28 protein-coding genes are annotated in these 26849 nt (G+C 65.0%); 13 read left to right on the top strand and 15 right to left on the bottom strand.

All coding sequences use genetic code 11. From position 1 onward, the window contains the following. The first annotated feature begins 478 nt into the window (after nt 1-478). Complete coding sequence (locus BMY38_RS05390; protein WP_139204661.1) at nt 479-1114, top strand: hypothetical protein; 636 nt, start codon at nt 479-481, stop codon at nt 1112-1114. Here BMY38_RS05390 and BMY38_RS18675 read toward each other — a convergent pair. After that, nucleotides 1088-1342: a histidine phosphatase family protein gene (locus tag BMY38_RS18675; protein WP_139204660.1), complete on the bottom strand. Its 255-nt coding sequence runs from the start codon at nt 1340-1342 to the stop codon at nt 1088-1090. The genes BMY38_RS05390 and BMY38_RS18675 overlap by 27 nt on opposite strands. Nucleotides 1343-1855: 513 nt before the next feature. Here BMY38_RS18675 and tldD point away from each other — a divergent pair. The 3 genes from tldD (at nt 1856) to topA (ending at nt 7587) form a co-directional block, all read left to right on the top strand. Further along, nucleotides 1856-3277, top strand: coding sequence for a metalloprotease TldD (gene tldD / locus BMY38_RS05385; protein ID WP_092760442.1), 1422 nt, complete (start codon nt 1856-1858; stop codon nt 3275-3277). Between the two features lie 291 nt (nt 3278-3568). Next, nucleotides 3569-4708: a DNA-processing protein DprA gene (gene dprA / locus BMY38_RS05380; protein ID WP_092761237.1), complete on the top strand. Its 1140-nt coding sequence runs from the start codon at nt 3569-3571 to the stop codon at nt 4706-4708. Between the two features lie 206 nt (nt 4709-4914). Next, nucleotides 4915-7587 carry a type I DNA topoisomerase gene (topA, locus tag BMY38_RS05375; protein WP_092760440.1) on the top strand — a complete coding sequence of 891 codons (2673 nt, stop codon included), beginning with the start codon at nt 4915-4917 and terminating at the stop codon, nt 7585-7587. A 22-nt stretch (nt 7588-7609) separates the two neighbouring features. Here topA and BMY38_RS05370 read toward each other — a convergent pair whose 3' ends face one another. Then, nucleotides 7610-8812: an SMP-30/gluconolactonase/LRE family protein gene (locus tag BMY38_RS05370; RefSeq protein WP_092760438.1), complete on the bottom strand. Its 1203-nt coding sequence runs from the start codon at nt 8810-8812 to the stop codon at nt 7610-7612. Nucleotides 8813-8965: 153 nt separating this feature from the next. On the opposite strand from BMY38_RS05370, the gene BMY38_RS05365 reads away from it, so the two are divergent. From BMY38_RS05365 to BMY38_RS05355, 3 genes are read left to right on the top strand one after another with little or no spacing between them, the layout of a single operon-like run. Further along, on the top strand, nt 8966-9823 hold the full coding sequence (locus tag BMY38_RS05365; RefSeq protein WP_092760436.1) for a serine hydrolase domain-containing protein: 858 nt from the start codon (nt 8966-8968) through the stop codon (nt 9821-9823). A 49-nt stretch (nt 9824-9872) separates the two neighbouring features. Further along, nucleotides 9873-10466, top strand: coding sequence for a nitroreductase family protein (locus BMY38_RS05360; RefSeq protein WP_092760434.1), 594 nt, complete (start codon nt 9873-9875; stop codon nt 10464-10466). After that, a complete protein-coding gene (locus tag BMY38_RS05355; protein ID WP_092760432.1) occupies nt 10463-11149 on the top strand; it encodes an EI24 domain-containing protein in 687 nt (228 codons plus the stop codon). Before BMY38_RS05360 ends, BMY38_RS05355 begins: the two co-directional genes overlap by 4 nt. On the opposite strand, the gene BMY38_RS05350 is transcribed toward BMY38_RS05355, so the two are convergent. Together BMY38_RS05350 and mce are read right to left on the bottom strand one after the other, a co-directional pair. Continuing rightward, entirely contained in the window at nt 11146-11424 is a 279-nt protein-coding gene (locus tag BMY38_RS05350) for a DUF1467 family protein (protein ID WP_092760430.1), read from the bottom strand. The genes BMY38_RS05355 and BMY38_RS05350 overlap by 4 nt on opposite strands. Beyond that, entirely contained in the window at nt 11424-11828 is a 405-nt protein-coding gene (gene mce / locus BMY38_RS05345) for a methylmalonyl-CoA epimerase (protein WP_092760428.1), read from the bottom strand. Before mce ends, BMY38_RS05350 begins: the two co-directional genes overlap by 1 nt. A 142-nt stretch (nt 11829-11970) precedes the next feature. Between mce and BMY38_RS05340 the strand changes: the two genes are divergently transcribed. Continuing rightward, nucleotides 11971-12669 (top strand): response regulator, encoded by a 699-nt coding sequence (locus BMY38_RS05340; RefSeq protein WP_245737501.1) that lies wholly within the window; start codon nt 11971-11973, stop codon nt 12667-12669. 9 nt (nt 12670-12678) lie between these two features. On the opposite strand, the gene BMY38_RS17875 is transcribed toward BMY38_RS05340, so the two are convergent. Genes BMY38_RS17875 through BMY38_RS05330 form a run of 3 tightly spaced genes read right to left on the bottom strand, consistent with a single transcriptional unit; the run spans nt 12679 to nt 14424 of the window. Beyond that, nucleotides 12679-12906, bottom strand: coding sequence for a GNAT family protein (locus BMY38_RS17875; protein ID WP_139204659.1), 228 nt, complete (start codon nt 12904-12906; stop codon nt 12679-12681). Nucleotides 12907-12966: 60 nt separating this feature from the next. Next, complete coding sequence (locus BMY38_RS05335; RefSeq protein ID WP_092760424.1) at nt 12967-13725, bottom strand: SDR family NAD(P)-dependent oxidoreductase; 759 nt, start codon at nt 13723-13725, stop codon at nt 12967-12969. Between the two features lie 45 nt (nt 13726-13770). After that, on the bottom strand, nt 13771-14424 hold the full coding sequence (locus BMY38_RS05330) for a DUF3047 domain-containing protein (RefSeq protein ID WP_092760422.1): 654 nt from the start codon (nt 14422-14424) through the stop codon (nt 13771-13773). A 222-nt stretch (nt 14425-14646) separates the two neighbouring features. Here BMY38_RS05330 and BMY38_RS05325 point away from each other — a divergent pair, with 222 nt between their 5' ends. The 4 genes from BMY38_RS05325 to BMY38_RS05310 are packed head-to-tail and all read left to right on the top strand — an operon-like array spanning nt 14647 to nt 17281. Beyond that, nucleotides 14647-15153 (top strand): type III secretion system chaperone family protein, encoded by a 507-nt coding sequence (locus BMY38_RS05325; RefSeq protein WP_092760420.1) that lies wholly within the window; start codon nt 14647-14649, stop codon nt 15151-15153. Between the two features lie 51 nt (nt 15154-15204). Then, nucleotides 15205-15999, top strand: coding sequence for a pyrroline-5-carboxylate reductase (proC, locus tag BMY38_RS05320; RefSeq protein ID WP_092760418.1), 795 nt, complete (start codon nt 15205-15207; stop codon nt 15997-15999). Continuing rightward, complete coding sequence (locus tag BMY38_RS05315; RefSeq protein WP_092760416.1) at nt 15996-16331, top strand: tRNA-binding protein; 336 nt, start codon at nt 15996-15998, stop codon at nt 16329-16331. The genes proC and BMY38_RS05315 overlap by 4 nt, the downstream gene beginning before the upstream one ends. Before the next feature lie 5 nt (nt 16332-16336). Continuing rightward, on the top strand, nt 16337-17281 hold the full coding sequence (locus tag BMY38_RS05310; RefSeq protein WP_092761235.1) for a 2-hydroxyacid dehydrogenase: 945 nt from the start codon (nt 16337-16339) through the stop codon (nt 17279-17281). A gap of 91 nt (nt 17282-17372) precedes the next feature. On the opposite strand, the gene BMY38_RS05305 is transcribed toward BMY38_RS05310, so the two are convergent. The 8 genes from BMY38_RS05305 to BMY38_RS05270 all read right to left on the bottom strand — a co-directional run bounded on the left by BMY38_RS05305 (nt 17373) and on the right by BMY38_RS05270 (nt 26353). Further along, nucleotides 17373-18818 (bottom strand): NAD-dependent succinate-semialdehyde dehydrogenase, encoded by a 1446-nt coding sequence (locus tag BMY38_RS05305; RefSeq protein WP_092760414.1) that lies wholly within the window; start codon nt 18816-18818, stop codon nt 17373-17375. 2 nt (nt 18819-18820) lie between these two features. Further along, the gene (locus BMY38_RS05300; RefSeq protein ID WP_092760412.1) at nt 18821-19774 is read right to left on the bottom strand and encodes an aldose epimerase family protein; all 954 of its coding nucleotides are present in this window, start codon (nt 19772-19774) and stop codon (nt 18821-18823) included. Between the two features lie 9 nt (nt 19775-19783). Further along, nucleotides 19784-20686 carry a hydroxyacid dehydrogenase gene (locus BMY38_RS05295; protein WP_092760410.1) on the bottom strand — a complete coding sequence of 301 codons (903 nt, stop codon included), beginning with the start codon at nt 20684-20686 and terminating at the stop codon, nt 19784-19786. Between the two features lie 100 nt (nt 20687-20786). Further along, nucleotides 20787-21878 (bottom strand): Gfo/Idh/MocA family protein, encoded by a 1092-nt coding sequence (locus BMY38_RS05290; RefSeq protein WP_092760408.1) that lies wholly within the window; start codon nt 21876-21878, stop codon nt 20787-20789. Then, complete coding sequence (locus tag BMY38_RS05285; RefSeq protein ID WP_092760406.1) at nt 21875-23200, bottom strand: L-fucose/L-arabinose isomerase family protein; 1326 nt, start codon at nt 23198-23200, stop codon at nt 21875-21877. Before BMY38_RS05285 ends, BMY38_RS05290 begins: the two co-directional genes overlap by 4 nt. Further along, nucleotides 23200-24228, bottom strand: coding sequence for a tagatose 1,6-diphosphate aldolase (locus BMY38_RS05280; protein WP_092760404.1), 1029 nt, complete (start codon nt 24226-24228; stop codon nt 23200-23202). The genes BMY38_RS05285 and BMY38_RS05280 overlap by 1 nt, the downstream gene beginning before the upstream one ends. Continuing rightward, nucleotides 24225-25067: a PfkB family carbohydrate kinase gene (locus BMY38_RS05275; RefSeq protein WP_092760402.1), complete on the bottom strand. Its 843-nt coding sequence runs from the start codon at nt 25065-25067 to the stop codon at nt 24225-24227. Before BMY38_RS05275 ends, BMY38_RS05280 begins: the two co-directional genes overlap by 4 nt. After that, nucleotides 25064-26353 carry a cytochrome-c peroxidase gene (locus tag BMY38_RS05270; protein ID WP_092760400.1) on the bottom strand — a complete coding sequence of 430 codons (1290 nt, stop codon included), beginning with the start codon at nt 26351-26353 and terminating at the stop codon, nt 25064-25066. Before BMY38_RS05270 ends, BMY38_RS05275 begins: the two co-directional genes overlap by 4 nt. On the opposite strand from BMY38_RS05270, the gene BMY38_RS05265 reads away from it, so the two are divergent. Then, complete coding sequence (locus BMY38_RS05265; RefSeq protein WP_092761233.1) at nt 26342-26821, top strand: tetratricopeptide repeat protein; 480 nt, start codon at nt 26342-26344, stop codon at nt 26819-26821. The two genes, BMY38_RS05270 and BMY38_RS05265, sit on opposite strands and share 12 nt — an antisense overlap. Nucleotides 26822-26849 lie beyond the last annotated feature (28 nt).

The following is a 26849-nucleotide window of genomic DNA, read 5'->3' as shown; positions in this document are numbered from 1 at the left end:
GTTGGCCAAGAATGCACTCTTTTTACCACGCGGCGGCAAGACTGTGCGGCACGCGCATCGGCGAGATAGGCCGACGCCGTGGGCAACCCCAGATGACGATCCGACCAGCAAGACATGGTCTGTTCAGTGGCGATCTCGCGACGAAGGGATGAGCCGCGATATATAGCTGGATCTCGGGAGGCGGCGGCAAGAAGCACTCTTGAGCCATTTTCTCTGCGTGGCTTCATGAGGGCTGTCGGTCGATGGGCTGGGGCAGCTGACCGATCTTGGGTTCACAACCATCGCTGCGCGATATCCTTTTGAAAATCAAGGCTTGTCCGATGCAATTTTCTCTGCAAATTCACGATGAGAGAACTTGAGCGATGAAGCAAACGAATGCGAGTTTTGATGCATCTGTTGGCGATGTGTTGGCCGGTTTGATGATCTCTGATGGCATCGGTGGGTTAAAAAAGTTCTCATAAGAAAAGGCAGTTTATTGATGGAAATCCTGGAAGGACAAACGATGGATCTGGACGGCATTGATCTCGGTCCTCTGGTTCCGCACGAGGTGGAAAAACGCGGCCAAACGAAGGACGGTCTTTCGTTCTGGGTAAGGGAGTGGGGCGGAGGCCGTGGGAACCTTGGCTGTTCGATTCTGACCGTGAGTCCGGACATCTCCATGCACAAATTTCGTGGGCGTGACCGGGAAGGTTCCGTTGGGAGTATGTATCTATTGATCTTCGAAGGGTTGCGAACCGGAATTCTTCGGCACCGGTCTCCGAGGACGGAGGCGCCTGGGCCGGATAACAAAGTGTTCTGGGATGCGAGCAAGGGCAAGAACGTCCTGACGGTGACTGCCATCGGCGCGCCGGTCTGGGCCTCTGTTCCCGTGGGAACTGATAAGCGCGACAGGAAAAACGGCTTCATGACCGGCTTGACGTGGCAGGACTACCTGGACGGGAAGCGAAGCACCTTCGCGTCAAAGGAGCAGCAAGACCGCGCGCTGGAGGTGCTTCCCGAGTTATTTCTCGCGATCTGTGGTTCTCTCAGCAAGGGAGGGGAAACACTGGCCATGCGGTATTCCGACGAGCTACAGGATGAAATATCCTCAGGAAAGTTGATTTCTCATGCCTGACTTCAATAGCTGCAATTCCATCAAAAATCGTCTGAGCAGTTTGAATGGCGCGTGTAAGTGGTGACGTGACGACGCGTGTAACTTCCAAATCCAAATATTCGTTCTTGTGTCTGCGGCTTGTCGAAACCCAAGCTCGGTGAGCGGTGCGTCGAAGATAAAGGGATCCGCCGCACCTTGATAAGCAGCATTGAACTCTGACTGTCCGTGTCTGATGAAATATATCGCCATGCAGCAAGTCCTTCGCGGGGCTAAGGTTTTTTATAGTGGTATTTGGCACATCACAAGAAATCTATGGCCTCTCGAAGCAGGAGTTAGTGAAAATCGCAGCATTGATAACTCTGGACCCGAACCGGGCATTCTTTGGTCCAAGGCTGTCAGGCCGCCGCACCTGCTACGGACGACCTGCCTCGGCGACCGGGTCCGCAATCGACATGCCGCCGTGTCGTTCAGCGGAACACACCGACCCCATCTCTCTGAAACTGCCCTGAGGATGTCGCCCTTCACATCCTGTTAACCGGGCCAGAGGAAATCGACGTCCGACGCAGATCACCCGTGGATCACCCCCGGGTCCGACCCGCGTCGTCGGCGCCGTAAAATGCGCCCACCTCCCGAAATTCGTGTTCTTGCGAACGAAGTCTTCGGCTTTCCTAATGTTTCGGGGTCGCCGATTCTCCCGCCTGCCTCTGGGGTCCAGGCCCATTTGCCCCTATGTGACCTTTGCACCTGCCCGAGGACTCCACCATGACCGACGCCCCCTTCCGCCCCTTCGACACCCTGCTGGACCGCGATGCCGCGCTCGGCATCCTGCGCGACACGCTCGCCGGGGCCGACGACGGCGAGCTGTTCCTCGAACGCCGCCGCTCGGAAATGGTCGTGTTCGATGATGGCCGGGTCAAGACGGCCAGCTATGACGCGTCCGAAGGTTTCGGCCTGCGCGCCGTGCGGGGCGAGACGGCGGGCTATGCCCATTCAACCGAAATTTCGGAAAGCGCCCTGAAACGTGCGTCCGAAACGGCGCGTCTGGCGGTCGGCGACGGCGGCGGGACACTGGCCGATGCACCCATGGGCACCAACCGCAGGCTTTATACTGACGACAATCCGATCACCGGGCAGGCTTTCACCGTCAAGCTGGAGACCCTGCGCGAAATCGACGCCTACGCCCGCGCCCTTGACCCCCGCGTGGTGCAGGTCAGCGCCTCGATGGCCGCGTCCCTGCAGGAGGTCGAGATTTTGCGCGCCGAGGGCACATCCGTCTCGGACGCCCGGCCCATGGTCCGCCTGAACGTGTCGATCATCGTCGAGGAAAACGGCCGCCGCGAGTCCGGCACCGCAGGCGGCGGCGGTCGCGTGGCACTGACCGGACTGATGGCGCGGGACCACTGGAAGGGGCTGGCCCGCGAAGCGTTGCGCATCGCCGTCGTGAACCTGTCCGCCGTGCCCGCCCCTGCCGGTGTCATGGACGTCGCGTTGGGCGCGGGCTGGCCCGGCATCCTGCTGCATGAGGCCATCGGTCACGGGTTGGAGGGCGATTTCAACCGCAAGAACCAGTCCGCTTTCGCAGGCCTGATGGGTCAGCGCATCGCTGCCCCCGGCGTGACCGTGCTGGACGACGGCACCATCCCTGACCGGCGCGGGTCGATCACCGTCGATGACGAGGGTACGCCATCGGCGAAGAACACGCTGATCGAGGACGGCATTCTGGTCGGCTACATGCAGGACCGGCAGAACGCCCGCCTGATGGGCGTCGCGCCCACCGGCAACGGGCGCCGCGAGTCCTATGCCCACGCGCCGATGCCGCGCATGACCAACACGTATATGCTGGGCGGCGACGTGGCGCCCGGCGATATCGTAGCGGACGTGAAAGACGGCATCTACGCCGTCGGCTTCGGCGGCGGACAGGTCGACATCACCAACGGCAAGTTCGTGTTCTCCTGCACCGAAGCCTACCGCGTGAAGAACGGCATCGTCGGCGACCCGGTCAAGGGCGCGACCCTGATCGGCGACGGCGCGACAGCGCTGACCAACATCCGCGCCATCGGCAACGACATGGCGCTGGACCCCGGCATGGGCAACTGCGGCAAGGCCGGACAATGGGTGCCGGTGGGCGTCGGCCAGCCAACATTGCTGATTGGCGGTCTGACAGTGGGTGGGTCGGCCGCTTGAGTGCGTTTTCTCACGGTTGTTGTCCACGCGGGTCGCCTGACGAGGCGCGACACTATGCCTGTCTGCTTTGCGGCCCGAGCGGTCGCGATCGTCCTGCCTTGCCTGCGCCGGTCGTCGGAGACGTCGTTCTCGCTCCTTGCTGAACCTGACAGCGGCCTGACCCCCGGTGCGCCAGGCAGTCTCGCCCTGCCATCCGCCTTCGCGCCGCGTTAACCAATTCTCAACGATCCACCTGCCAACCTGCAGTCCATGAATTACGCGATTCCCGATACCTTCGACCTTCCCGATTCCATGGCCGAAACACCGATTCCCCTATTCGACGCCCCGCCATCGCAGGACGAACTTTTCTCGCGCCTGCGCCTGTCGCGTTCCCGGCGTGTCGGCCCTGCCACCTTCCGCCGACTGATCGTCGAACATGGCTCCGCGCAGGCCGCGCTGACCGCCCTTCCAGAAATCGCGCGCGCCGCAGGCGACGCCGATTACACGGCCGCCGACGAGGCAACGATCCGCCGCGAAATCCGTGCTGCGCGCAAACACGGCGCGCGCCTGCTGACGCTCGGTGCGCCCGGATACCCTGCCCGTCTGGCCGAAATAACTTCGGCTCCCCCGATCCTCTGGGCGCAGGGCAATCCATCCATCCTGACCCGCCCGACCGTCGCCATCGTCGGCACGCGCAACGCCTCCTCGCTGGCCCTGCGCATGGCCCGCGCACTGTCCCGCGACCTGTCTGCGGCGGGCGTCGTCATCGCCTCCGGTCTTGCCCGCGGCGTCGATGCCGTCGCCCACGATGCGGCGCTGTCGGGCGGCACGGTCGCAGTCCATGCGGGCGGGCTTGATTGTGTCTATCCGGCGGAAAATACCGAACTGGCGGCAAAGATCGCCGAACAGGGCTGCGCCCTTTCGGAACGACCCTTCGGCCTGTCGCCACAGGCCCGCGACTTTCCCCGGCGCAACCGGATCGTGTCGGGCGTGGCGCAACTGGTCATCGTGGTCGAGGCGGCGGCCAAATCCGGCTCCATGATCACCGCCCGCGATGCGCTGGATCAGGGCCGCGACGTGTTGGCGGTGCCGGGCCACCCGTTCGACGGACGGGCCTCGGGCTGCAACATCCTGCTGCGCGATGGCGCGACGCTGGTGCGCGGGGCCGATGACGTGCTGGAGGTTCTGGCCAGCCTTGCGCCTGCTCCTGAATTTCCGTCAGAACCCGTTGCGCAACCGCCCGAGCCTGTTTCCGCCATTCCCGAAGACCCGGCCCTACGCGACCGCATCCTGTCGCTTCTGTCTCCTGTCCCCGTGCCGGAGGATCAGTTGCTGCGCGACCTGTCGCAGACCGGCACCGTCGCCGCGCGCCATCTCGCCACGCACCTCTCGGAGATGGAACTGACCGGCGTTATCGCCCGCCGCGCCGGGGGCGGGTTTGTCCGCCTCTGACCCCTGCGCCCCGATCCTTGCACCGGACATGGCCCCGGAAATCGTCCCCTGACCGATGGGGGACGCGCCCCCGGCCTTCCGAATACGCGCAAAACCGCCGCCATTGACAATCCCCCGGTGCCCCCCACATGGTCCGCGGCCCAAGGGGACAGGCCCGAATACACGCCGACAGATCCCCCAGATCGAACAGTCCGAGGTTTCCGCCCATGCCCGTCGTCGTCGTCGAATCCCCGGCCAAAGCCAAGACAATCAACGGATATCTTGGCAAGGGTTACACCGTCCTGGCCAGCTATGGCCACGTTCGCGACCTGGTCGGCAAGGACGGCAGCGTCGATACCGAAAACGGTTTCGACATGATCTGGGAAATCCCTGCCGACAGCAAGAAACGCATCAAGGACATCGCCGATGCGCTGGCCGACGACCCGAACCTGATCCTGGCCACCGACCCCGATCGCGAGGGCGAGGCGATTTCCTGGCACCTGCAAGAGGCGCTGCTCAACCGCCGGGGCATCAAGAAGGACATGCCGGTCAGCCGCGTGGCCTTCAACGCCATCACCAGAAAGGCCGTGCAGGAGGCCATCGCCAACCCGCGCGAAATCGACACGCCGCTGGTCCACGCCTATCTGGCGCGCCGCGCGCTGGACTATCTGGTCGGCTTCAACCTGTCGCCGGTGCTGTGGCGCAAGCTGCCCGGATCGAAATCGGCGGGCCGGGTGCAGTCCGTCTGCCTGCGCCTGGTCGTCGACCGCGAGATGGAGATCGAGGCCTTCGATGCCCGCGAATACTGGTCGGTTCGCGCCATGCTGGAAACCCCGCGTGGTCAGACCTTCGAAGCGCGTCTGGTCTCGCTGGCCGGCAAGAAACTGGACCGCTTCGACCTGGCCGACGCGACGCAGGCCGAACTCGCCGTGCAGGCCGTCGAAAGCCGCACGCTGACCGTCACCGGCGTTGAGGCCAAACCCGCCAGCCGCAACCCCAGCCCGCCCTTCATGACCTCGACCCTGCAACAGGAAGCCAGCCGCAAATTCGGCATGGGCGCCAAGGCCTGCATGTCGACGGCGCAGCGCCTGTATGAAGCCGGGCACATCACCTACATGCGGACCGACGGTATCGACATGGCGCCCGAAGCCGTGACCGAGGCGCGCGATGCCATCGCCGACCGGTACGGCAGGGACTACATCCCGCCCGAGCCACGCATCTACAAGAACAAGGCCAAGAACGCGCAGGAAGCGCACGAATGTATCCGCCCGACCGATATGACCAAGGCAGCGGACGAACTGCGCCTGGAAAAAGACCAGAAGCAACTCTACGACCTGATCTGGAAGCGCACACTGGCCAGCCAGATGTCGGGTGCACGGATGGAACGCACGACCGTCACGATCCGCGACAAGGACGAGCAGGTCGAACTGCGTGCCACCGGTCAGGTCGTGATTTTCGATGGCTTCATGAAGGTCTATACCGAAGGCCGCGACGACGATGCCGCGACCTCCGAGGACGACAAGCGCCTGCCCGCGATCCACGAAGGCGATGCGGCCAAGAAAGTCGCCGCCTATGCCGATGAGACGTCCGAGAACCAGTTGATCAAGGCCCCCTCGAACGCGGTTCTGGGTCAGCAGAGCTTCACCCAGCCGCCGCCGCGCTACACCGAGGCGACGCTGGTCAAGAAGATGGAAGAACTGGGCATCGGGCGCCCGTCGACCTATGCCAGCATCCTGTCGACCATCGTCGACCGCGGATATGCCCGCAAGGAAGGCAACCGCCTGTTCCCCGAAGATCAGGGGCGGCTGGTGACGGTCTTCCTGTCGAATTACTTCCGGCGCTACGTCAGCTATGACTTCACTGCCGGGCTGGAGGAGGAACTGGACGAGGTTTCCGCCGGCGACAAGGACTACAAGGACGTTCTGGCCCGTTTCTGGCGCGACTTTTCGGCGGCCATCGGCGAGACATCGGAGCTTCGGATCACCGAAGTCCTCGAGAAGATAAACGAAGTGCTGGAGCCGCATATCTTCCCCGACAAGGGCGACGGCACCGATCCGCGCCTGTGTCCGAAATGCGAGGCGGGCCGCCTGTCGATGCGCACGGCGCGATCCGGGGGGGCCTTCATCGGCTGCTCGAACTATCCCGAATGCCGCTATACCCGCCCCTTCGGCCCTCCGGGCCTGGAGGGGGAGCAGCAGGGCGACGAACGCATGCTGGGCGTGGAGCCGGAATCCGGGCTGGAGGTCTGGCTGAAATCCGGGCGCTTCGGGCCGTATGTTCAGCTGGGCGAAGCGACGGACGAAAACAAGAAACCCAAACGCTCCAGTCTGCCCAAAAGCTGGGCCCCTGACACCATCGACTATGACAAGGCTCTGCAGCTTTTGTCCCTGCCCCGTCACATCGGCGTCCACCCTGAAGACGGTGAGCCAATCGAGTCAAACCTCGGGCGCTATGGGCCCTACGTCAAATGGAACAAGGTCTACGCCAACCTGCCGGACGAGGAGGAGATCTTCACCATCGGCATGAACCGCGCCGTTGAAGTGCTGGCCGAAAAGCTGGCCAAACGCGGCGGGCGCGGTGCCGCGGCGGCCCCTCTGCGCGAACTGGGTGAACACCCCGAAAACGGTGGCCCCATCAACGTAATGGAAGGTCGCTATGGCCCCTACGTCAAATGGGAGAAGGTGAACGCGACCCTGCCCAAGGAGATGACGCCCGAAGACGTCACAATGGCGCAGGCGGTGGAACTGATCGCAGCGAAGGCCGCGAAGTCGCCCAAGAAGGCGGCGACGAAAAAAACTGCCGCCAAGAAGAAAACGGCGGCAAAGAAGACCGCAGCCAAAAAACCGGCGCCAAAAAAGGCGGCATCAAAGAAACCGGTGGACGGCGCGGCTGGGGCCTGACCCCGGCCGCGCGCCCGCTGGGTCAAGCAGGCCCAGCCCCCTGCGTCCCGGTAAAGACCGAATAGATCGACTGCGATGCGGCCATGAACAGGCGGTTCCGCTTTGGCCCGCCAAAACAGATGTTGCCGCAAACTTCCGGCAGGCGGATACGGCCCAGCAACGTGCCTTCCGGCGTCCAGATCGTTACCCCGGAATAGCCGACGTTGCGGCCTGCATTCGATGACGCCCAGACGTTGCCCGCCACGTCCGTCCGCAATCCGTCCGGCCCGCATTTTACGCCGTCCACCACGCAGTCCGAAAACACGCGCCGGTTCGACAGCGTGCCATCGGCGGCGACATCCATCGCTATGATCTCGCCATTGCCGCCCGGCCCGGTGTCGCCCGGACCCTTGCCGGTCGAGGCGATATACAGAACCGATTGATCGGGCGAGAAACACAGACCATTCGGGTCCGCAGCATCCGCCTCGGTCGCCACGCGCGTCACGGTGCCGGAGCCATCGACGCGGTAGGTCGCGGTCTCCATCTCCCGGTTCCAGTCGCCGATTTCGGGCGGCTGACCCAGACGCGGGTTCAGCAATCCGGCAGCATTCGACGGGCCACCGGCGGCATCCGGCGCGCCTTCATACAATTGCCCGCCATAAGGCGGATCCGTGAACCAATAGCTGCCGTCGGGGTGCGCCACGATATCGTTGGGCGAATTGAACCGCTTGCCCTCGAACATATCGGCCAGGATCGTGACCGACCCGTCCAGTTCATAGCGCACGACCCGGCGCGTCAGATGTTCGGCCGACAATTGCCGTCCCTGATAATCGAAGCTGTTGCCGTTGGAATTGTTCGACGGTTTGCGGAACTCCGAGACGTGTCCGTCCTCGTCCAGCCAGCGCATCTGCCGGTTTTCGGGAATATCGGACCAGATCAGGTATTTTCCGACGCTGTTCCAGGCCGGTCCCTCGGCCCAGCGCGCCCCGGTCCAGAGCCGTTCGATCGACGCATTGGGCTGCATCACGCCCCAGAAGCCATCCTCGGCCGCAACCAGATCGGGGTCCCAGAAATACACGTTCGGGTCAGCATCGGGGCCGAACTCGCGGCGCGGCGTGGTAATGGTCGAGAGCGGCTCGACCGCCGTGGATTGCGCGTTCGCGGCTACGCCGGTCAGCGCGACCGCCCCTCCGCCAAGCGCTCCAAGGGCCTGCCTGCGCGACAGATGACTGATGTGCTTCGTCATGATGATCCTCCCAGATACCGGCATGTGCCACAGGCGATGGTAGGTCACGGCGGGCCGCCGGCGCGCGCGATGCTTCCCCTGCGTCACCTTCCAGCGGAAACCCGCCCAGACGGTCCCCTTGCAGCAGATCGGGACGTCTGAAACCCTCGGTGCATGACTACCATCACAGCCCGTCTAGACGCCGACGGAACACTTGTCGCAGACCCCGCCCCCGCCCTTCCTTGGTGGAGTTTCAGCAAGACGATTATCGCCGCCCTCTGCGTCAACGCAGCGGCACGGGGAGAGCTGTCGCTGGATGCGCCGTGTCCCGGCCGGGCGTGGACGATCCGCGATCTCCTCCGGCATCGCGCCGGTTTGGGCGATTATGGTCTCCTGAGGGCCTATCAGGCCGCCGTCATGGCAGCCGACCCGGTCTGGTCCGCCGACGACTTTCTGCGCGCCGTCCCGCCGGACCGGCCCGGCACGCCACCGCGCACCCGGTTCGCCTATTCCAACATCGGCTATCTGCTGGCCCGGCAGGCGCTGGAAGATGCCGCAGCTACGCCCCTTGCCACCTTGCTGCGCGATCGGTTGGCCATTCCGCTCGGCCTGTCCTCCGTGCGCCTTGCACAGTCCGTCGAGGATTTTGCCGATCTGCCTTTTGCGGCAAACGGATATCATCCCGGCTGGGTCGCGCATGGTTGCGTCATGGGCACCCCGACAGATGCCGTGCGAATGCTGCGGGCTATTCTGTCGGACCCGTCGCTGGCACAGATGCAGGACGACCGACCACTGTCATTCTCCGACCCCGGCCGACCGTGGACGCGGGCCGGTTATGGTCTGGGGCTGATGATCGGCGACGTGGGATCGGCGGGCCGCGCCATCGGCCATTCCGGCGGCGGTCCATTCTCGGCCAACGCCGTCTATGCCGTCCCGGATTGCCCCGGATCACCCGTCGTCGCCTGTTTCACCCCCGGCGGAAACGAGGCTCCGGCGGAACTTGCCGCCGTTGCCCTGGCGCTCCGGCCTTGAAACCGTCCCCTTGGCGGGCGACATGACCTGCCAACCGAAGGATGCCCCCATGACTGCACTGCCGCCCCTGACCCCGCGCCCCGACGTGACGGCGTTCCTGCTGACCCGCCGGTCCCGCCCGGCCAAGACGCTGGTGGCCCCCGCCCCGGATCGCGCGGCGCTGGAACCGATGCTGACCGCCGCCCTGCGCGTTCCCGATCATGGCAAGCTGGAGCCCTGGCGCCTGATCGTCTTGCGGGATGCGGCGCTGATCCGGCTGGCCGATCTGACGACGCGGCTGGGCGCGGCGCAGGATCGCGATGCCGACAAGCTGGCCAAGGCCCGTGCAATGTTCACCGACGCACCCGCGATGGTCGCCGTGATCGGATCGCCGCAACCGTCCGACAAGGTTCCCGCCATCGAACAGACGTTGTCCGCCGGGGCGGTCTGCCTCGGCCTGGTGAACGCTGCGCTGGCGGCGGGATGGGGGGCAAACTGGCTGTCGGGCTGGATGGCGACGGACCGTGACTGGCTGACACGGGGGCTGGATCTTGCCGCATCCGAATACGTCGCGGGCTTCATTGTTCTGGGCACCGAGACCTCCGCGCCACCCGACCGCCCGCGACCGGACGTCGATGCCCTGACAACATGGGTGGAGGCATGATCGACGACGCACTCCGCGCAGTTTTGCAACTCGGCGACCCGCGTTTTCGCCGCGTCCTGCTTGCCGGTGTCGGGCTGTCGCTGGCACTTCTGATCGGGTTCTCCGCCCTGCTGGTCTGGGGCGCAGCGGCCCTTGTCGGCCCCTCTGTCACCCTGCCGTGGCTGGGCGAAGTCACCTGGCTCGACAATGCGGCAGGGTGGGCCGCTGTCCCCTTCACGCTGATCGCGTCGATCTTCCTGATGGTGCCGGTCGCGTCCGCCTTCACCGGACTGTTCCTCGACCGGATCGTCGACGCGGTCGAGGATCGCCACTATCCCCACCTGCCCCCCGCCCGGCATCAGGGCTGGGGCGAGATGTTGCGCGAAAGTGCCGGGTTTCTCGGCCTCGTCATTGCCGCGAACCTTCTGGCCCTGATCGCCTATATCTTTCTCGCGCCCTTCGCGCTGTTCATCTTCTGGGCAGTGAACGGGTTTTTACTGGGGCGGGAATATGCGCAGATGGTCGCCCTCCGCCGGATGCCCGTGGCCGAGGCGCAGGCGTTCCGCCGCCGCAACCGGGGTGCCATCTGGGCGATGGGTGTGCTGATGGCGATCCCGTTGTCGGTGCCGGTGCTGAACCTGCTGGTCCCGGTCATCGGTGCGGCCAGTTTCGCGCACCAGTTTCACCGTCTGAACCGGGTCTAGCCGCCGAATTCGGGCCGTCCGGTCCAACGGCGCAGGTCGTCGATACTCAGTGTCCCGGACATGATGAACCAGACCAGCGGCACCCAGAGAACCAGCGTGATCGCCGTGGCGATGCCCACGCGACGCCACAGGTTGAATTCGACCGGTGACGAAACATGGGTGCCGGGCACCCGTTCACCCCGGTCGCCCTGCGTGTCCTGCCCGACCTGAAGCCCGATCAGGAAGACCATGGCCCAAACCATGGCGAAAAGGACGAAAGCGGAGAATATACCCATCAGACCTGCTCCAGTTCGACAAGCGTTCCGGTGAAATCCTTCGGATGCAGGAACAGGACCGGCTTGCCATGTGCTCCGATCTTCGGCTCGCCCGATCCCAGCACCCGTGCGCCCGAGGCGATCAAACGGTCGCGGGCCGCCAGGATGTCATCCACTTCATAACAGATGTGATGGATGCCGCCCGACGGGTTCTTGGCCAGAAACCCACTGATCGGGCTGTCGTCGCCCAACGGGTGCAGCAGTTCGATCTTGGTGTTCGGCAGGTCGATGAACACGACCGTGACGCCATGGTCCGGCTCGTCCTGCGGCGGGTTCACCCGTGCCCCCAGCGTATCGCGGTATTGCGCGGCGGCGGCGTCCAGATCGGGGACCGCGATGGCCACGTGGTTCAGCTTGCCGATCATGTCGCGCCCCTTATGCCTTTGTGCGGCGTTATGCGATGCGGCCCCGGCCCCCGCAAGCGGCCTGCGCGATTTGTCGCGCGCCGTTCATCATTCGTTAGGGATGTAATGCGCAACTGTCAGACGAAAGATGAGGAGAGGCACGATGATGGATCCCGACATGCTGGTGCGCCCTGCACCCACCCCGCAACGTCCGCTTCTGGGCCAGACCGTCCTGTTGGTCGAAGACAGCCGGTTCGCGTCCGAGGCGGTGCGCATGCTGGCCCTGCGGTCCGGTGCGCGCATCCGCCGGGCCGACTGCATCGCGTCGGCGGAACGGCACCTGCTGACCTATCGCGCCGGGATCGCCATCGTCGACCTGGGCCTGCCCGACGGTTCGGGGCTGGAGCTGATTTCACGTCTCGCCAGTGCCACGCAGCGTCCCACGGTCCTGCTCGCCACCTCCGGTCAGCCCCGTGACGAGGTGGAGGCGGAGGCCTGCGCCGCCGGGGCCGACGGCTTTCTGCCAAAACCCATAGAAAGCCTCGCCACGTTTCAACAGATCATCCTGCGCCATCTTCCGGCGGAAGACTGGCCCAATGGCCTGAGCGTTGTCGGCACCGAAACCGTCCAGCCGGATCGCCTCGCCCTGTCGGAAGATTTTGCCTATGCGGATCGTCTGTTGGGGGACGAGAGTATCGCGCCCCGCTTCGTGGCCAATTTTCTCGCTGGATTGGCGCGCACCGGCCACGATCCCGTACTTCTGGCCGAGGCGGAAGGCCTGGCCGCACAGACGATGGACGACCTGCGCCCGCGCCTGCGCCGCCTGATTGCCGAACGGCTTGGCGAACGACGGGTGGTGTAGGCGGGTCTTTCAGGCGGCTGCGAACTCCGACAGGGACCGAAGCTGCTGGCCACCCGCGTCGAAGTTCGACGGTGCCAGCCATGCCATATGCGCCGCCCGCACCTGGGGCCAGTCCCCGTCGATAATGGCGAACCACGCCGTATCGCGGTTCGCGCCCTTGACCACCATGTGCTGCCGGAACATCCCCTTATGGGCGAAACCGAACCGCAATGCGCGGCCAGCGTTCCAGCCGCGCATATCGCCACTCCAGCATGTCGGATGCGGTCCATTCCAGCGACGCCCACCCCGACAGATCGGTCATTTCGGCGCCAGGCGGATCGCCCCGTCCAGCCGGATGACCTCTCCGTTCAGCATCGGGTTGGTCGCGATATGGCCGACCAGCGCGGCAAATTCCGCCGGATGTCCCAGACGCGGAGGATAGGGCACCTGTGCGCCAAGCCTGTCCTGAATGTCCTGCGGGAACGCCGTCATCATCGGCGTCAGGAACAGGCCGGGGGCCACGGCGACGACGCGAATGCCCGACCGCGCCAGATCGCGCGCCATCGGCAGGGTCATCGCCGCCACGCCGCCCTTGGACGCGGCATAGGCGATCTGACCCATCTGGCCGTCGTAGGCCGCGATCGAAGCCGTGTTCACGATTACGCCGCGCTCGCCGTCCGGCCCCCGGCCATCCTGCTCCGCCATGATCGCGGCGGCGGCCGAGGCACAGTTGAACGTGCCGATCAGATTGATGCCGACGGTTCTGGCGAACAGCGCCGGATCATGCGCCCCGTCGCGACCCACGGTCCTGGCGGCAGGCGCGACGCCCGCGCAATTGACCATCAGGTCCAGCCGGTGCCCCTCCGCCACGGTTGCCAGAATCCTGGCGCAGGCTGGGGCGTCCGTCACATCCAGCTTGTGAAATGTCCCGCCCAGATCTTCGGCAATGTCCGCCCCCTTGTCGTCAAGATCAAGGATCGCGACAGTCCCGCCCGCCCCGGCAATATGCCGTGCGACCGCCTCGCCCAAACCTCCGGCCCCGCCCGTGATCGCCGCTCCGCATCCGCTCAAGTCCATCGCACCCTCCCGCGCTGATCGGTGCGACGGTAAAGTCGCGGGCGGTCAGCGCAAGTCCGGTGCGGTGACGCTGGCGCGGATCGTGCTGCCGGTATCGTCGCTGTCCGCCGAAATGCCGACGCCGACCAGCAGACCCGGTGTCCCGCCGAATGCGCGGGCATAATCCGCCGCCAGATCGACGCTTTCACTTTGCTGTCCGGTCCCCGCCGGACGCAGGACGATGGTTTTCATGCCTGCAAGATAGGGACTGTCCTGCAGGGTGCCGCGGACGTCGTCACCGCCCCAGACATAGACCAGCACCCGCGTATCCGTATCCCGCAGCAAAGCCGTCGCACGCTTCGGATTAAGGCCCGCGGCCTTCGCGGGCGTGGTCCAGGCAAAATAAATCGCCAGGTTGCGGTCGTCCCCGCCCTTGCGGCTCAGGTCGGTCGCAGGCACCCCCTCGGCCACGGCCCAGCCCCAACTGGCGCGCGTCGCGCCCTGCATCGACACTGGCGTTGCCCGCCACAGCAACGATACGGTGCCGTCGGACACAACCTGCAAAGATGCCCCCTGCATGCGATAATCATTTGAAAACAGGCGAAAGAAACCCTGTTCCGTCCAATTTTTATCGAATAGAAGGGGCTGCGCCGTTGCGGAACCGGCAAGGCTGGTCGAAGCGAGGAGGACGGCGGCGATGGCCGATGCGATATGTTTCATGCCCCTGATTTAAGGCTGCGATCGGCGAAGTCCCCTGACATGCGCGTGACCTGCGAAAATCATGCGCCAGCAGGCCGGATCGTTGGAAAAGCTGTGGAGAAGCGCAAATCCTCCCTTTACAGAAACGTCACTTGCCTGCACCATATATTGTAGAGGGGACATAGAGACGATCATATGGGTCGCGTTCTCCACCAGTCCTATGGGCGTAGAAGAAGGCGGGACATGCTTCACGAACGGCAGCAGTTTTCAGAAACAGGCGACCTCCACCCGATCGATTTGGTCGAGACCGTGGCCGAAAGCCACGACTGGGCCTTCGATCGGGTTGGAGACGACCAGATTTCCATGCAGGTCGAAGGACAGTGGCGCAACTACTCCGTCACTCTTGCATGGTCCCAGACGGACGAAACCCTGCGGCTGATCTGTTGCTTCGAGATGCAGCCGCCGGAGACCAGTCTGCCGCGTCTCTACGAGACCTTGAATCTTGCCAACGACGAATGCTGGGCCGGATCCTTCAGCTATCTGAAGGATCGGAAGATGATGATCTGGCGGTATGGCCTCGTCCTCGCGGGCGGTGTCTGCGCACAGGTCGATCAGGTCAACCATATGGTGGCCGAAGCGATCATGGCCGGCGAGCGCTACTATCCGGCCTTCCAACTGGTGTGCTGGGGCGGTCGCGCGCCGCATGTCGCAATGCAGATCGCCATGGCCGAGGCTTACGGCCACGCCTGATCTTTTCCTCGCACCGGACAGGCCCTAGGGTCAGACCCCGGAGGGTTGCGCATGGATTTCACCGATATCGACACACGCGGAGTCGTGCTTCTGGGCTGCGGCAAGATGGGTTCCGCGATGCTGGCCGGCTGGCTCGATCGCGGCCTGTCGCCAGCCGCCGTTACCGTATTGGACCCCAAGCCATCGGACTGGCTGCGCGGCACGGGCGTTCGCATCAATACCGATTTGCCCGCCGCCCCCGCCATTGCCCTGATCGCCGTCAAGCCGCAGATGATGGGCGACGCCCTGCCCGCCTTGCAGTCGCTGACCGACACCCTGTTCGTCTCGATCGCCGCGGGCACGCCCATCGCCGCCTTCGAAGCCGCGTTCGGGTCGGACGCCCGCATCGTGCGCGCCATGCCGAACACCCCGGCGGCGGTCGGCAAGGGCATCACCGCCCTTGTCGGGAATTCCGCCGCCACCCCCGCCGATCTTGATTTGGCCGGGCAATTCCTGTCCGCCGTCGGCGAAGTGGTCCGGTTGGACGACGAAGACCGGATGGATGCGGTCACCGGGCTGTCCGGCTCCGGCCCGGCCTATGTCTTTCACATGATCGAGACGCTGGCCGCGGCCGGCGTGGCGCAGGGGCTGGACCCCGAGCTGGCGGCCCGCCTGGCGCGCGCGACCGTGGCCGGGGCAGGCGCGCTGGCCATGACCGGCGAAGATCCGGCACAACTGCGGATCAACGTCACCAGCCCGAACGGCACCACCCAAGCCGGGCTGGAAGTGCTGATGGCCGAGTTGCCCGACCTGATGGCCCGCACCGTCAAAGCCGCCTCAGACCGATCGAAGGAGCTTCGGGAATGAACATCACATACGACGATTTCCTCAAGGTCGACATCCGCGTCGGCACGATCACCCGCGCCGAACCTTTTCCCGAGGCGCGTAAACCCGCCATCAAGATGTGGGTCGATTTCGGCGGCGATCTTGGCGAACGCAAGACCTCGGCCCAGGTTACGGCGCACTATACTCCGGATGGCCTTGTCGGCAGACAGGTCGTCGCCGTGGTGAACTTTCCGCCCCGCCAGATCGGCAAATTCATGTCCGAGGTTCTGGTGCTGGGTGTTCCCGATCCGGACGGCGAAGTCGTCCTGCTGGCCCCCGATCAGTCCGTGCCGGACGGGGGGCGGATGCATTGACGGATCTGCCGAAACTCCTCGTTTCCCGCGCCCTGCCCGACAGCGTGATGGATGCCCTGCGCGACCATTTCGACGTCACCTGCCGCGATACGACGCAGCCGATGGACCTGTCGGAGAGTCGCGACGCGCTGGCCGATTACGACGTGATCCTGCCGACGCTGGGCGATGCCTTCGGGGACGACGCCTTTACCGGAACGATCCGGGCGAAGGGGTTGGCGAACTTTGGCGTGGGCTATAACCACATCGACGTCGAAGCCGCGCGCAAGGCGGGCCTGGTCGTGACCAACACCCCCGGCGCGGTGACCGATGCGACCGCCGATATCGCCCTGACACTGATCCTGATGACGGCTCGCCGCGCGGGCGAGGGCGAACGCATGGTGCGCGCGGGCAACTGGCAGGGCTGGCACCCGACGCAGATGCTGGGGATGCACATATCGGGGAAGACGCTCGGCGTGATCGGCATGGGCCGCATCGGGCAAGCGATCGCGCGGCGCTGTCACCACGGCTTCGGCATGGACGTTGTATTCCACAACCGCTCTGTCAAATCCGTGCCGGGTGCGCGGCAACTGGCGTCTGTCGTGGAGGTTTGTCAAACGGCCGATATCGTCGTCACCGCCGTCCCCGCCTCGCCCGAGACGTTCCACATCATCGATGCCGCAGCCCTGTCGGCGATGCAGCCGCAGGCCATCCTCGTGAATATCGCCCGCGGCGACGTGGTGGACGAGGCGGCGATGATTGCGGCGCTTCAAAACGGCGGGATTGCGGGCGCGGGCCTTGATGTCTACGAGCGGGAGCCTCACGTTCCCGCCGCCCTCATGGCCCTCGAAAACGTCGTTCTGTTGCCGCATCTGGGCACAGCCGCGCTGGAAGTGCGCGAAGACATGGGCCGCATGGCGATGGACAACGCCGTGGCCATCGCCGAAGGCCGCGATCCGCCGAACCCGGTCTAGGCGACGGTCCACCCGACTTTCCTGCGCTCGGGCTGGTCCGCAATGACGGGCTGGGCCGGGCGATACCGCCCGCGCCCGCACGCCAAAGTCGTCAGATGCCGTCGATGCAGACGTATTTGACCTCCAGGTAGTCGTCCAATCCCTGGCTTCCGCCCTCTTTGCCCAGACCGCTTTCCTTGACGCCGCCGAACGGCGCCTCGACCGTGGTGATAAGGCCCGAGTTGATGCCGATCATCCCGTATTGCAGCCCTTCGTTCAGGCGGAACGCCCGCCCCAGATCGGAGGTATAGGCGTAACACGCCAACCCATAGACCGTGGCGTTCGCCATCTCGATGGCCTCTTCCTCGGTCTCGAACTTGAACACCGGGGCCAACGGACCGAAAATCTCCTCGGTGGCGAATTTCATCGCCTGCGTGGCCCCGGTGACAACCGTCGGCTGGAAGAACGTGCCGCCCTTGTCGTGCCGCGCACCGCCCGTGACGACCGCGCCGCCCTTGTCCCTGGCGTCGGCGACGAAGTCCTCGACCTTCTCGACCGCATCCATGTCGATCATCGGCCCCTGCTCGACGCCCTTCTCCAACCCGTCCCCGACCTTGAGCGCCTCCGTCCGCTCGACCAGCCGCTTGACGAAGGCGTCGTGGATGCCCGACTGCACGATCATCCGGTTGGCACAGACGCAGGTCTGGCCCGCATTGCGGAACTTCGACACCATCGCGCCCTCGACCGCCTTTTCCAGATCGGCGTCGTCGAACACCACGAAAGGCGCGTTGCCGCCCAGCTCCATCGAGACCTTCTTGACCGTATCCGCCGATCCGCGGATCAACTCCTTGCCGACTTCGGTCGATCCCGTGAAGGTGATCTTGCGAAGGTCGAAACTGTCCATCATCGCCTTGGAAATATCCTTCGCCGATCCGGTGACGACGTTCACCACGCCCTTCGGGAACCCGACCTCCTCGGCCAGCGCACCCCAGGCCAGCCCGGAATAGGGCGTCGCCGTCGCGGGTTTGGCGACCACGGTGCAGCCCACGGCCAGTGCCGGTGCGATCTTGCGGGCCAGCATCGACGACGGGAAATTCCACGGCGTGATCATGCCCACCACGCCGATGGCGTGTTTCGTCACCAGGATACGCCGTCCGTTCACGCCCGCCGGCACGATCTCGCCCTTGGCGCGACGCGCTTCCTCGGCGAACCAGCGGACGTATTGCGCACCGATGGCGATCTCGCCCATCGATTCGGCCAGCGGCTTGCCCATCTCGACGGTCAGCAGTTCGGCCAGATCTTTCTGGTTGTCCATCAGCGCATCATGCAATTTCCACAGCAGCGCGCAGCGATCCATCAGCGAGGTATCCCGATACCCCGGAAACGCGGCAACCGCCGCCTTGATCGCACGTTCGGCCTCGGCCTTTCCGCCTTTGGGCACAGTCCCGATGACGTCGCCCGTCGCGGGGTTGGTCACGTCGATCGTCTCGCCACTGTCCGCCGCGACCCAATCGCCACCGATCAGGTTCGCCTGCTTCATCCAGTCCTGAAATGCCATGTCTAGTCCTTTTCGAAGCTGAAAGTGGTCGTCTGTTCATAAGTCTCGCCCGGACGCAGCACGGCACCGGGAAAGTCGTCGTGATTCGGCGCATCCGGCCAGTTCTGCGCCTCCAGCGCGACGCCTGCATGGGCGCGATAGGTGCGCCCGTCCAGACCGGGCACCTGTGTATTCAGCTTGGCCCCGTCATAGACCTGCAATCCCGGCTCGGTCGTGGCCACTGTCATCGACAGTCCCCGCGCGTGCAACACCGCCACATCGCGCAGGGCGACGCGCGCGTCCGACAGGCACAGATTATGGTCCAGCAGCCCCGCGCCCGGCAACATCCGCCCGGCGCGGAAATCAAACTCCGTACCCGCCACCGACGCGACCCCGATGGGGATCATGCCGTCATCGACGGGCGTATAGCGGTCGGCCTTCACCGTCAGGTAATGTCCGGAAATATCGTTCGATCCGTCAAGGTTCCAATAGGTATGATGCGCCAGGTTGCAGATCGTCGGCGCGTCGGTCGTGGCGCGATACTGGATCCGCAGCGTGGCGTCCGGGGCGCAGGTAAAGGTTGCCGAAATCTGCATCGCACCGGGGTATCCCATTTCTCCGTCCGCCAGCGCGATGTTGAAGGTGACGCTGTCGTCGCGATGATCCGCCACTGTCCAGACCCGCTTGCCGGTGCCCCTGGAGCCGCCATGAAGACTGTGCCGGTCCTGGAAGTTCGGGTCCAGATGATACGTCGTGCCGCCCAGCGTGAACCTTGCATCGCCGATCCGGTTGGCAAACCGTCCTGCGGTCGCCCCCATGTAATTGCTTTGCCCTGCGGCGTAATCGTTCAGATCGGCCAGCCCCAGAACCAGCGGCGCGTCATGCCCGTCCAGTCGCAGATCGACCAGCGCGGCCCCCCACTCGGTAAAGGTCGCGGTCAGGCCGTGGCCCGTAATGATGTAGCGGTTCAGGTCCATGATCGAGCCTTAGTCCAAACCCAGATGCGCGGCCACCTTGCGCGCCGTCATCTCGGACACGCGGGCATTCGCCTCAACCGTGACGCCACCGATATGCGGCGTCAGGATCAGGTTCGGAACCCCGGCAAAGGGGTGGTCCTGGCCCAGCGGTTCAGTCGTGAACGTATCCAGCGCCGCGCCGCCAAGATGGCCGGATTTCAATGCCGCCGCCACCGCCGCCTCATCCACCACACCGCCCCGCGCCGCATTGATCAGCACCGCGCCGGGCTTCATCGACGCGATGACGCGGGCATCGATCATGCCCCGTGTCTCGTCGGTCAGCGGAACATGCAGCGAGATGACATCGCTCTGCGTCAGGACTTCTTCCTCGGTCCCCTCCATCGCGCCCGGAAATTCCTCGGCGTAAGGGTCGGAGGCAAGGCAGGTCATTCCCATCGCCCCCGCCAGCCGCGCCGTCACCCGTGCGATTTCGCCGAACCCCACCAGCCCCAGCGTCTTGCCCGCGACCTCCCGGCCCTGACCTGCCACGCCACGCGGCCAGTCGCCCGCCTCCATCGACGTCCGCAGGTCGTAAGCCCCGCGCAGCAGCATGGCCGAAGTCGTCACGACATATTCCGCCACGGACAGCGTATTGGCCCCGGTCGCAGGAAACACCGCGATATCGTGTTCCGCACAGCCGTCCATGTCGATATTGTCGAGTCCGACACCCAGCCGCCCGACACAGGAAAACCCCGAATACAGCAGGTCACCGCGCACCTGCGTCCGGTTCCTCACGATCAGGGCCTGCGCCAGTCTGGCGTGTTCCGCCAGATCCTCGGGACGATCCGGCAGGTCCGGCTCGTACAGGACCTCGGCCCGGTCCCGCAGCCAGTCGACCCAAGTTTCGTCCATGAATTCGGTAATGAGTATCATCACACGCTCTCCTGAGCATTGTTCGTTTTCCATGCGCCTGTCGCGTCGGACCCATATCCGACGTGGATCACCCGTCGGTCACCCCTCTGTCGCATGCCCCTCACACCCCGCGTCCCCGCAGGTCGATCGCCTGACCGGAACGTGCGGATTCCTCCGCCGCCTCGCCGACCAGAACCGACCAGTAGCCATCTTCAAGGCTGACCTCGGGGCGTCCCTTGCCACTGCGGACAAGGTTCAGAAACCGCTCGTGCTGATAAAAGGTCGAGCCGTGATGATCGCCTGCGATCAGCAACTCCGGCGGCGTATGGATCGTCTCGCGAACCTCCTGCTTCAAGGCGCGCAAGGATGTGATCAACTGTGCCTCCCTCGGCTTGCCATCGGACGTAAATCGCGCCGGACCGGGGATCAATGCCTCGACCCGCGCGGTGGGTCCGGTGACGGCGATGATCTCCTGCCAGTGCGACCCTTCCGCGAACATGCAAAGATCCAGCATTCCGCGGGTGCCATTGGCAAAATCGACGACGACATAAGCGTTATCGACGATATCCGGCACCCCCCCGATATAGCGTTCGTCGCGGTGATTCACGTCGACTCCGGCGCTGGCATAAACCCGCACCGGATCGGCGCGCAGCATCAGGCGCATAAGGTCCCAGAAGTGGCAACACTTCTCGACCAGAGTGCCACCGGAGCGCGCATTGAACCGGTTCCAGTCGTCGACCTTCTGCAAGAACGGAAAGCGATGTTCACGGATGGCAACCATGCGCGGCACCCCCACGGTCCCCTGGTCCAGAGCCTGGATCAGCCGTTGGACCGGCGGCATGAATCGATACTCCATCGCCACCCAGATCGGTGCGACGCGGCCTTGCGCCATATTCAGAAGATCTCGGCAGTCGGCTGTCGTCGTGGCCAAAGGCTTCTCGACCAGTATCGGCTTGTCAGTCGCCAGCAGCTGCTGAACCAGCCCGGCATGAAGATCGTTCGGTGCGGCAATAAGGTAGACATCGCAACAGTTTGCGGCAATCAGATCCCCGGCATCGGCAAACCCCTGCGCCCCGGCGGACGCCATGGCGGCAGCGCGCATACCCGCATCGGGGTCGGCAACGGCAGTGACCGTCGCGCCATCCAGCAGGGCAATATTACGGATATGCTCCTGCCCCATCATACCCGCGCCGATCAGGCCATATCTGATCATGAGCCCAGTTCCAGCACGTCGATCCCCAACTCCGCCGCGACCCCGCGCAGAGCCTCCGCATGGTCGCCGTAAGCCAGCGCCATGTGATGCTCCAGCCCGCTGGCCATGACGTCCCGGCACACGGCATCCGCCCCCCGGTCAAAGCGCACTGTGCCGCTGGTGCCGGTAAACGCCATCGGCGCGTCGACCACATCGCCCGTCGCGATGACGACCTGCGGCTGGCCATAGGCCTGGCTCAACCGAAACAGCGTCACGCGGCCCGCTTTCAAAGGAAACTCAAGCAACAGCGCCTGTTTGCGGTTGGTGTGGACCGTCGCATCCGGAGCCCTGGCCGCCATCGACACGGGCGCCTGACCGCAGTGCCAGACGACCCCGGTCTCGCCGTCCATATCCACCAGATCGGCAAGGAACACCGGGGCATCGGCCACGTCCTGAAGGATGGCCTGGGTGACCGCGCCATAGACGTCGGCCTCGCAGGCGCAGGGGGTTCGCGCCTCGCCCAGCATGGAGACCGGGCCGCAAACCGCTCCGCCATATTCGGTAAAGGTTTCCGGCCAGCAGCGGATGGCCATCGCGTCGAAGCCATGCTCCGCTTTCAGCCCGGTCAACGCCCCGGCCAGGCGCAGGGACCGGTCCAGCTCGCCCTTGTCCAATTGCGCGATCCCTCCCAGACCTTCGGCTTTGGCGGCATAGGGCGCGACGGCCGCATCGGGCAAAGCGCGGGCACGGTCGAACAGGTCCGGCAGGTCCAGTTCGGTGACCTGCGCGCCGGTCAGCGCCTTCAGCGCGGGCGCGTCATAGGCGCAGGTGTCAAAGCCATCGGGCCGCTCCCCGATCCGCCCGATCCGAAGATCGCGGTTGATCGCGACCGGAGCGGCATCGCTGGCATGACCACGCTTTGGCGCGACCTCCGGCCCCGACAACAGGGCGTCCAGGTCGACGGTATCGCCATAGGCCCAGGTGAAACGCCGGTCGTTCAGGCCCAGTGCATGCGAAAGCAGGTTCAGCCCGCAAAACGCATTCAGCCGCAACCGTCCGCCGGTCCGCGGCTCCGGCACGGCCCAGATCGCGACGCGTCCCTTGTGGGCCACTGCGGCGCGGGTTGCGAAGGCGGCGTCGGTGAAGGTGATCTGAAGGATCAGCAGGACATCGGCGTCGGCGGTTGACTTCAGCGCAGCCTCGTCAGGGCCCATCAGCAACCTGCGCGGGCCGACAATCTCATGCCCCGACGCATCCAGCTGCGCCAGCACTGCCGCCAGCTTTTCCTCGGCATAGGGCACGTCGAACGTGGGCCGCCCCAGAGGCAGGAGTCCAATGCGCATCAGATGTCCCCGTATCCGTGCCGGAACCCGGCCGTCGGATCGATAAAGGCCGATCCGTCGCCGCCATAGCAAGCATGCCTGTGCCACGGTGTCGCCTGCGCATCGGTCAGCGCGTTCAGTTCGGCCATGTATGGGACCGAGTCGCGTGTCAGCCCCGCCTGCATGGCGTCCCAATCCGGATAGGCATTGAACGCATCCAGCCAGATCGCGCGCCCCGCAAGGAAGCCAGAGGCCCCGGCGGCATAGGCATAGTCCAGCACCGTCTTGAAGTCAGGCTTGCCCGCGCCCGCAGACAGCATGACCCAAGGCCGCGCGGCCAGTTTGCCCATCTCGTCGAACAGCGTCTGAACAGCGGCCTCGCCCCCGGCGATGCCCTTGGCCGGAACCGGGCTTTCCAGCTTGAAGACGTCGACGCCGTAATCCGCACCCGCGAAGGCCTCGACCGAGGCCAGCACATGGTCGGAATGCTTGGTCGCCATCTCGGTGTATTCGGAGGTCTGTTCCGCGTCAGTCTCGACTGGATGGACCAGCAGTTCGAACAGGAACGGGATGTCGTATTTCGCGCAGGCTTCGCCCGTGCGTTTGACGAAATCGTGCTGCGCCTTGCGCACGTCGTCCGAAATATCAGGCCTGTACCATGCCAGCACCTTCACGGCATCGCCGCCCATCCGCTTGATCTTGCCCACGGACCAATCGTCGATCTCGGCCGAGAAACGGCCCTGCCCGGTGTCGCGGAACAGGCTGTCCTCCAACGTCACGATCAATCCCTTCCGCGGGTCGAATACCTGCCAGCCATGCGGGATCGCGTAATGCGGGTCCAGCAGCATCGCCGTGGACGAGGGCTGCAACGCCTCGAGCAGCATCGTCTTGACGCGGGCCATATCGTCCCAGTCGGGCTTGCCGTGATGCGCCTCGACCGGGGTCTTGATCGGCGGGCGCTGATCGACGGCGGTCATCTTGAAGCGTCCGGCGGCATCGGCCATGCGGCGGAATCCCAACTGCTTGCCGGGGGTAAGGTGCAGGGTCATTCGGTCTCCAGTTCGATATGCGTCGGATATTGGTCCCAGCCACCCGCACGCGTGCATTTCGTGGCGGCGACATGGTTGGCGAAAGTCGATGCGGCAGTCAGATCGCGGCCCCGGGCCAGCGCCAGCGTGAAGGCCCCGTGCCAGACATCACCCGCGCCCAGCGTATCGACGGAAGCGATCCGCTGGGCGGGAATATGCGGGCCATCGGCCCAAGTCACGCCGTTCGGTCCATCAGTATAGGCAACACGGCCCGGAAGGCGCGCGGCGGCGTCGGCCAGGGCCTGGGGCATGGCGTCGATGCCGGTGAAATCGCGCAGGCCCGGGGCGCTGAACACGACGTGGCTGGCCAACGCGGCCAGGGACTCGGGCGTGTATTTCTCGCCGTCCAGCACCGCGGGCATCCCGGCGGCGCGGGCGGCGCGCAAGACGGCCTCGGTCGCCTGGGGCCAACGGCAATCGCAGAGCGTGGCGTCGAATGTCGGGACGTCGGGCGGGGTATCAGGCAGGTCGGCGCCCGGAAAGTTCACGATCATCCGCTCGCCCGCCGGGTCCACCATGACCGATGACAAGGGCGTGCGCCCGCCGCGCGCGAAGGCCGGGACGATGTTCTGACCGGCCAGAAGTCCCGCCAGTTCGTCGCCCGTTGCATCCGCGCCCATCCGCGTCATCAGCGTCACTTCGGCACCCAGTCGCGCGGCGGCGACGGCGGCATTCGCGGCGCAGCCCCCGCCGATCCGCTCGAACGAGGTGCTGCGGTGCTTGCCCTCGGACACGGGCAAGGCCGCAACCCGGTGGACGTAATCCATCACGGAGATGCCGCAGACCAGAAGGCGTATCATCGCTCCACCGCCAGTCCCGACGGCACGGCATCGGGCACGCCCAGGCGGCCATACCGGCTCTCGCCCCCTTCCAGCGCGCCCATGAATGCGACCAGATCGGCCACTTCAGCGTCCGACAGAACGACGGGCCGGATGTCCAGTTTGGCCGATACGCGTGCCATTTCGCGCGCATCACTGCGGATCACGAAGTCGCCCGACGCCAGCCACGGCGCGTCGGGCAGATTGGCCAGTTCGGGTGTCCAGCGGGCCGTCGCCGCAACCGGATCGGCATGGTGGCGGATGATCCCGGCCAGCGTCGGATATGCTCCGTTGTGCCCATACGGCCCCGTCAGGGTGACATTGCGCAAAGACGGGGTGCGAAAGCGGTAAGCATCGTCCAGATCGTCGGTTTCGGCCATCCGCCCGACGTCGCGCGGCATCGGGTCGAAACGTCGCGTCCGACCGGGGCCGAAGGGCGGAAGGGCCAGCGCGTAGAAGTTCTGGTCCGTAAACAGCGGGCCGGAGTGGCAGGACGCGCAACCACCCTTGCCGAAGAACAGCATGCGGCCCCGATCCTGCGCCGGGGTCAGATTGCCCTGTCCCGCCAGCCACAGATCATAAGGCGCATCCAGCGAACGCCATTCGGCATTCATGAAATCAGCCAGGGCGATGGCAATATGCCGAATGTCGATATCTTCGGGGCGGTTCAGAGCGAAAGCCTCGACAAGCGCATCGCCATAGGCGGGGATCGTTCGCACCCGTTTCGCCAGAATCGGCCAGCCCCCGTCGATGCGGTCGGAGACGGCGCCGATCACCTCGTTTTCTCCGACATTGCCCGCCATCTCGAACTGTGCGGTCAGCGGGAACAGGGCCTGAACCGCCAGCAGGTTGGGCAGACCGACCGGCAGCCATTCCTCCGCCGGGCTGTCGTAGCCCGTGTCATAGGCATCCGAAACCGATACGCGCCCGTCGTGGAAAAAACTGGTGAATTCCGTCGCGCCGATGTTCCACAGCCCCGGCGCGTTGCGCGGCACCCGCTTGACGATGGCCCCGTCGGCGACGGTGCGGCGCGTGCCGATCCCTTTCCCGCCCTCGCCGATGCCAAGGCTCAGCGCATCGGCCGAGAACGTGTCGGCGTGGTGACAGGTGGCGCAACTGATGTTGCGGTTGCCCGACAGGATCGGATCATAGAACAGCAACTGTCCGATGGCGGCGCGGTCTTCGGAATAGTCGTTGAACACCACCTCTTGCGCTGGCGCGGGCGACACGGCCAAGCTGAGGCCGAGGAGGATCGTATGAAATTTCATGCCGCGATCTTGGCCACCCTGTTGTCAGTGTCCAGCCCCGCGACCGCAGATATCGAAGCGGCCCGCGATCTGATGGAGGCCGGGGCCTTCGCCGAGGCGCGCGCCGCGCTCGAACCGGCGGCCCGCTCCGGCAATGCCGATGCAGAGGAGTTGATCGGCGTGATGTATGCGATGGGCCTGGGGGTGACGCGCGACCCGGTGCGCGCCTTCGACTGGTATCTGCGCGCGGCGATGAAGGGGCATCCCGGCGCGCAATCCGGCGTCGGCTGGTATTACGAAGTCGGCCTGGGCATGCCCGCGCCCGACCTTGTGCGCGCCTATATGTGGTACGCGCTCTCGGCCATCGGAGGCGACCCGGACGCCGCGATTTCGCAGGAGGAGGTGGTGAAGAAAATGACCCCTGAACAGATCGCAAAGGCGCTGGAACTGGTGGGGGACTACAAGGTCTGGATGTATCCGTTTCGGTGAACGGAATGACCCGCCCGTGTTACCTTCG

It is taken from the genome of Jannaschia helgolandensis (genome assembly GCF_900109285.1).
GTDB classification, from domain to species: domain Bacteria; phylum Pseudomonadota; class Alphaproteobacteria; order Rhodobacterales; family Rhodobacteraceae; genus Jannaschia; species Jannaschia helgolandensis.
Note: the sequence above shows the minus strand (reverse complement) of the source record. Positions and strands in the feature narration are given on the sequence as shown.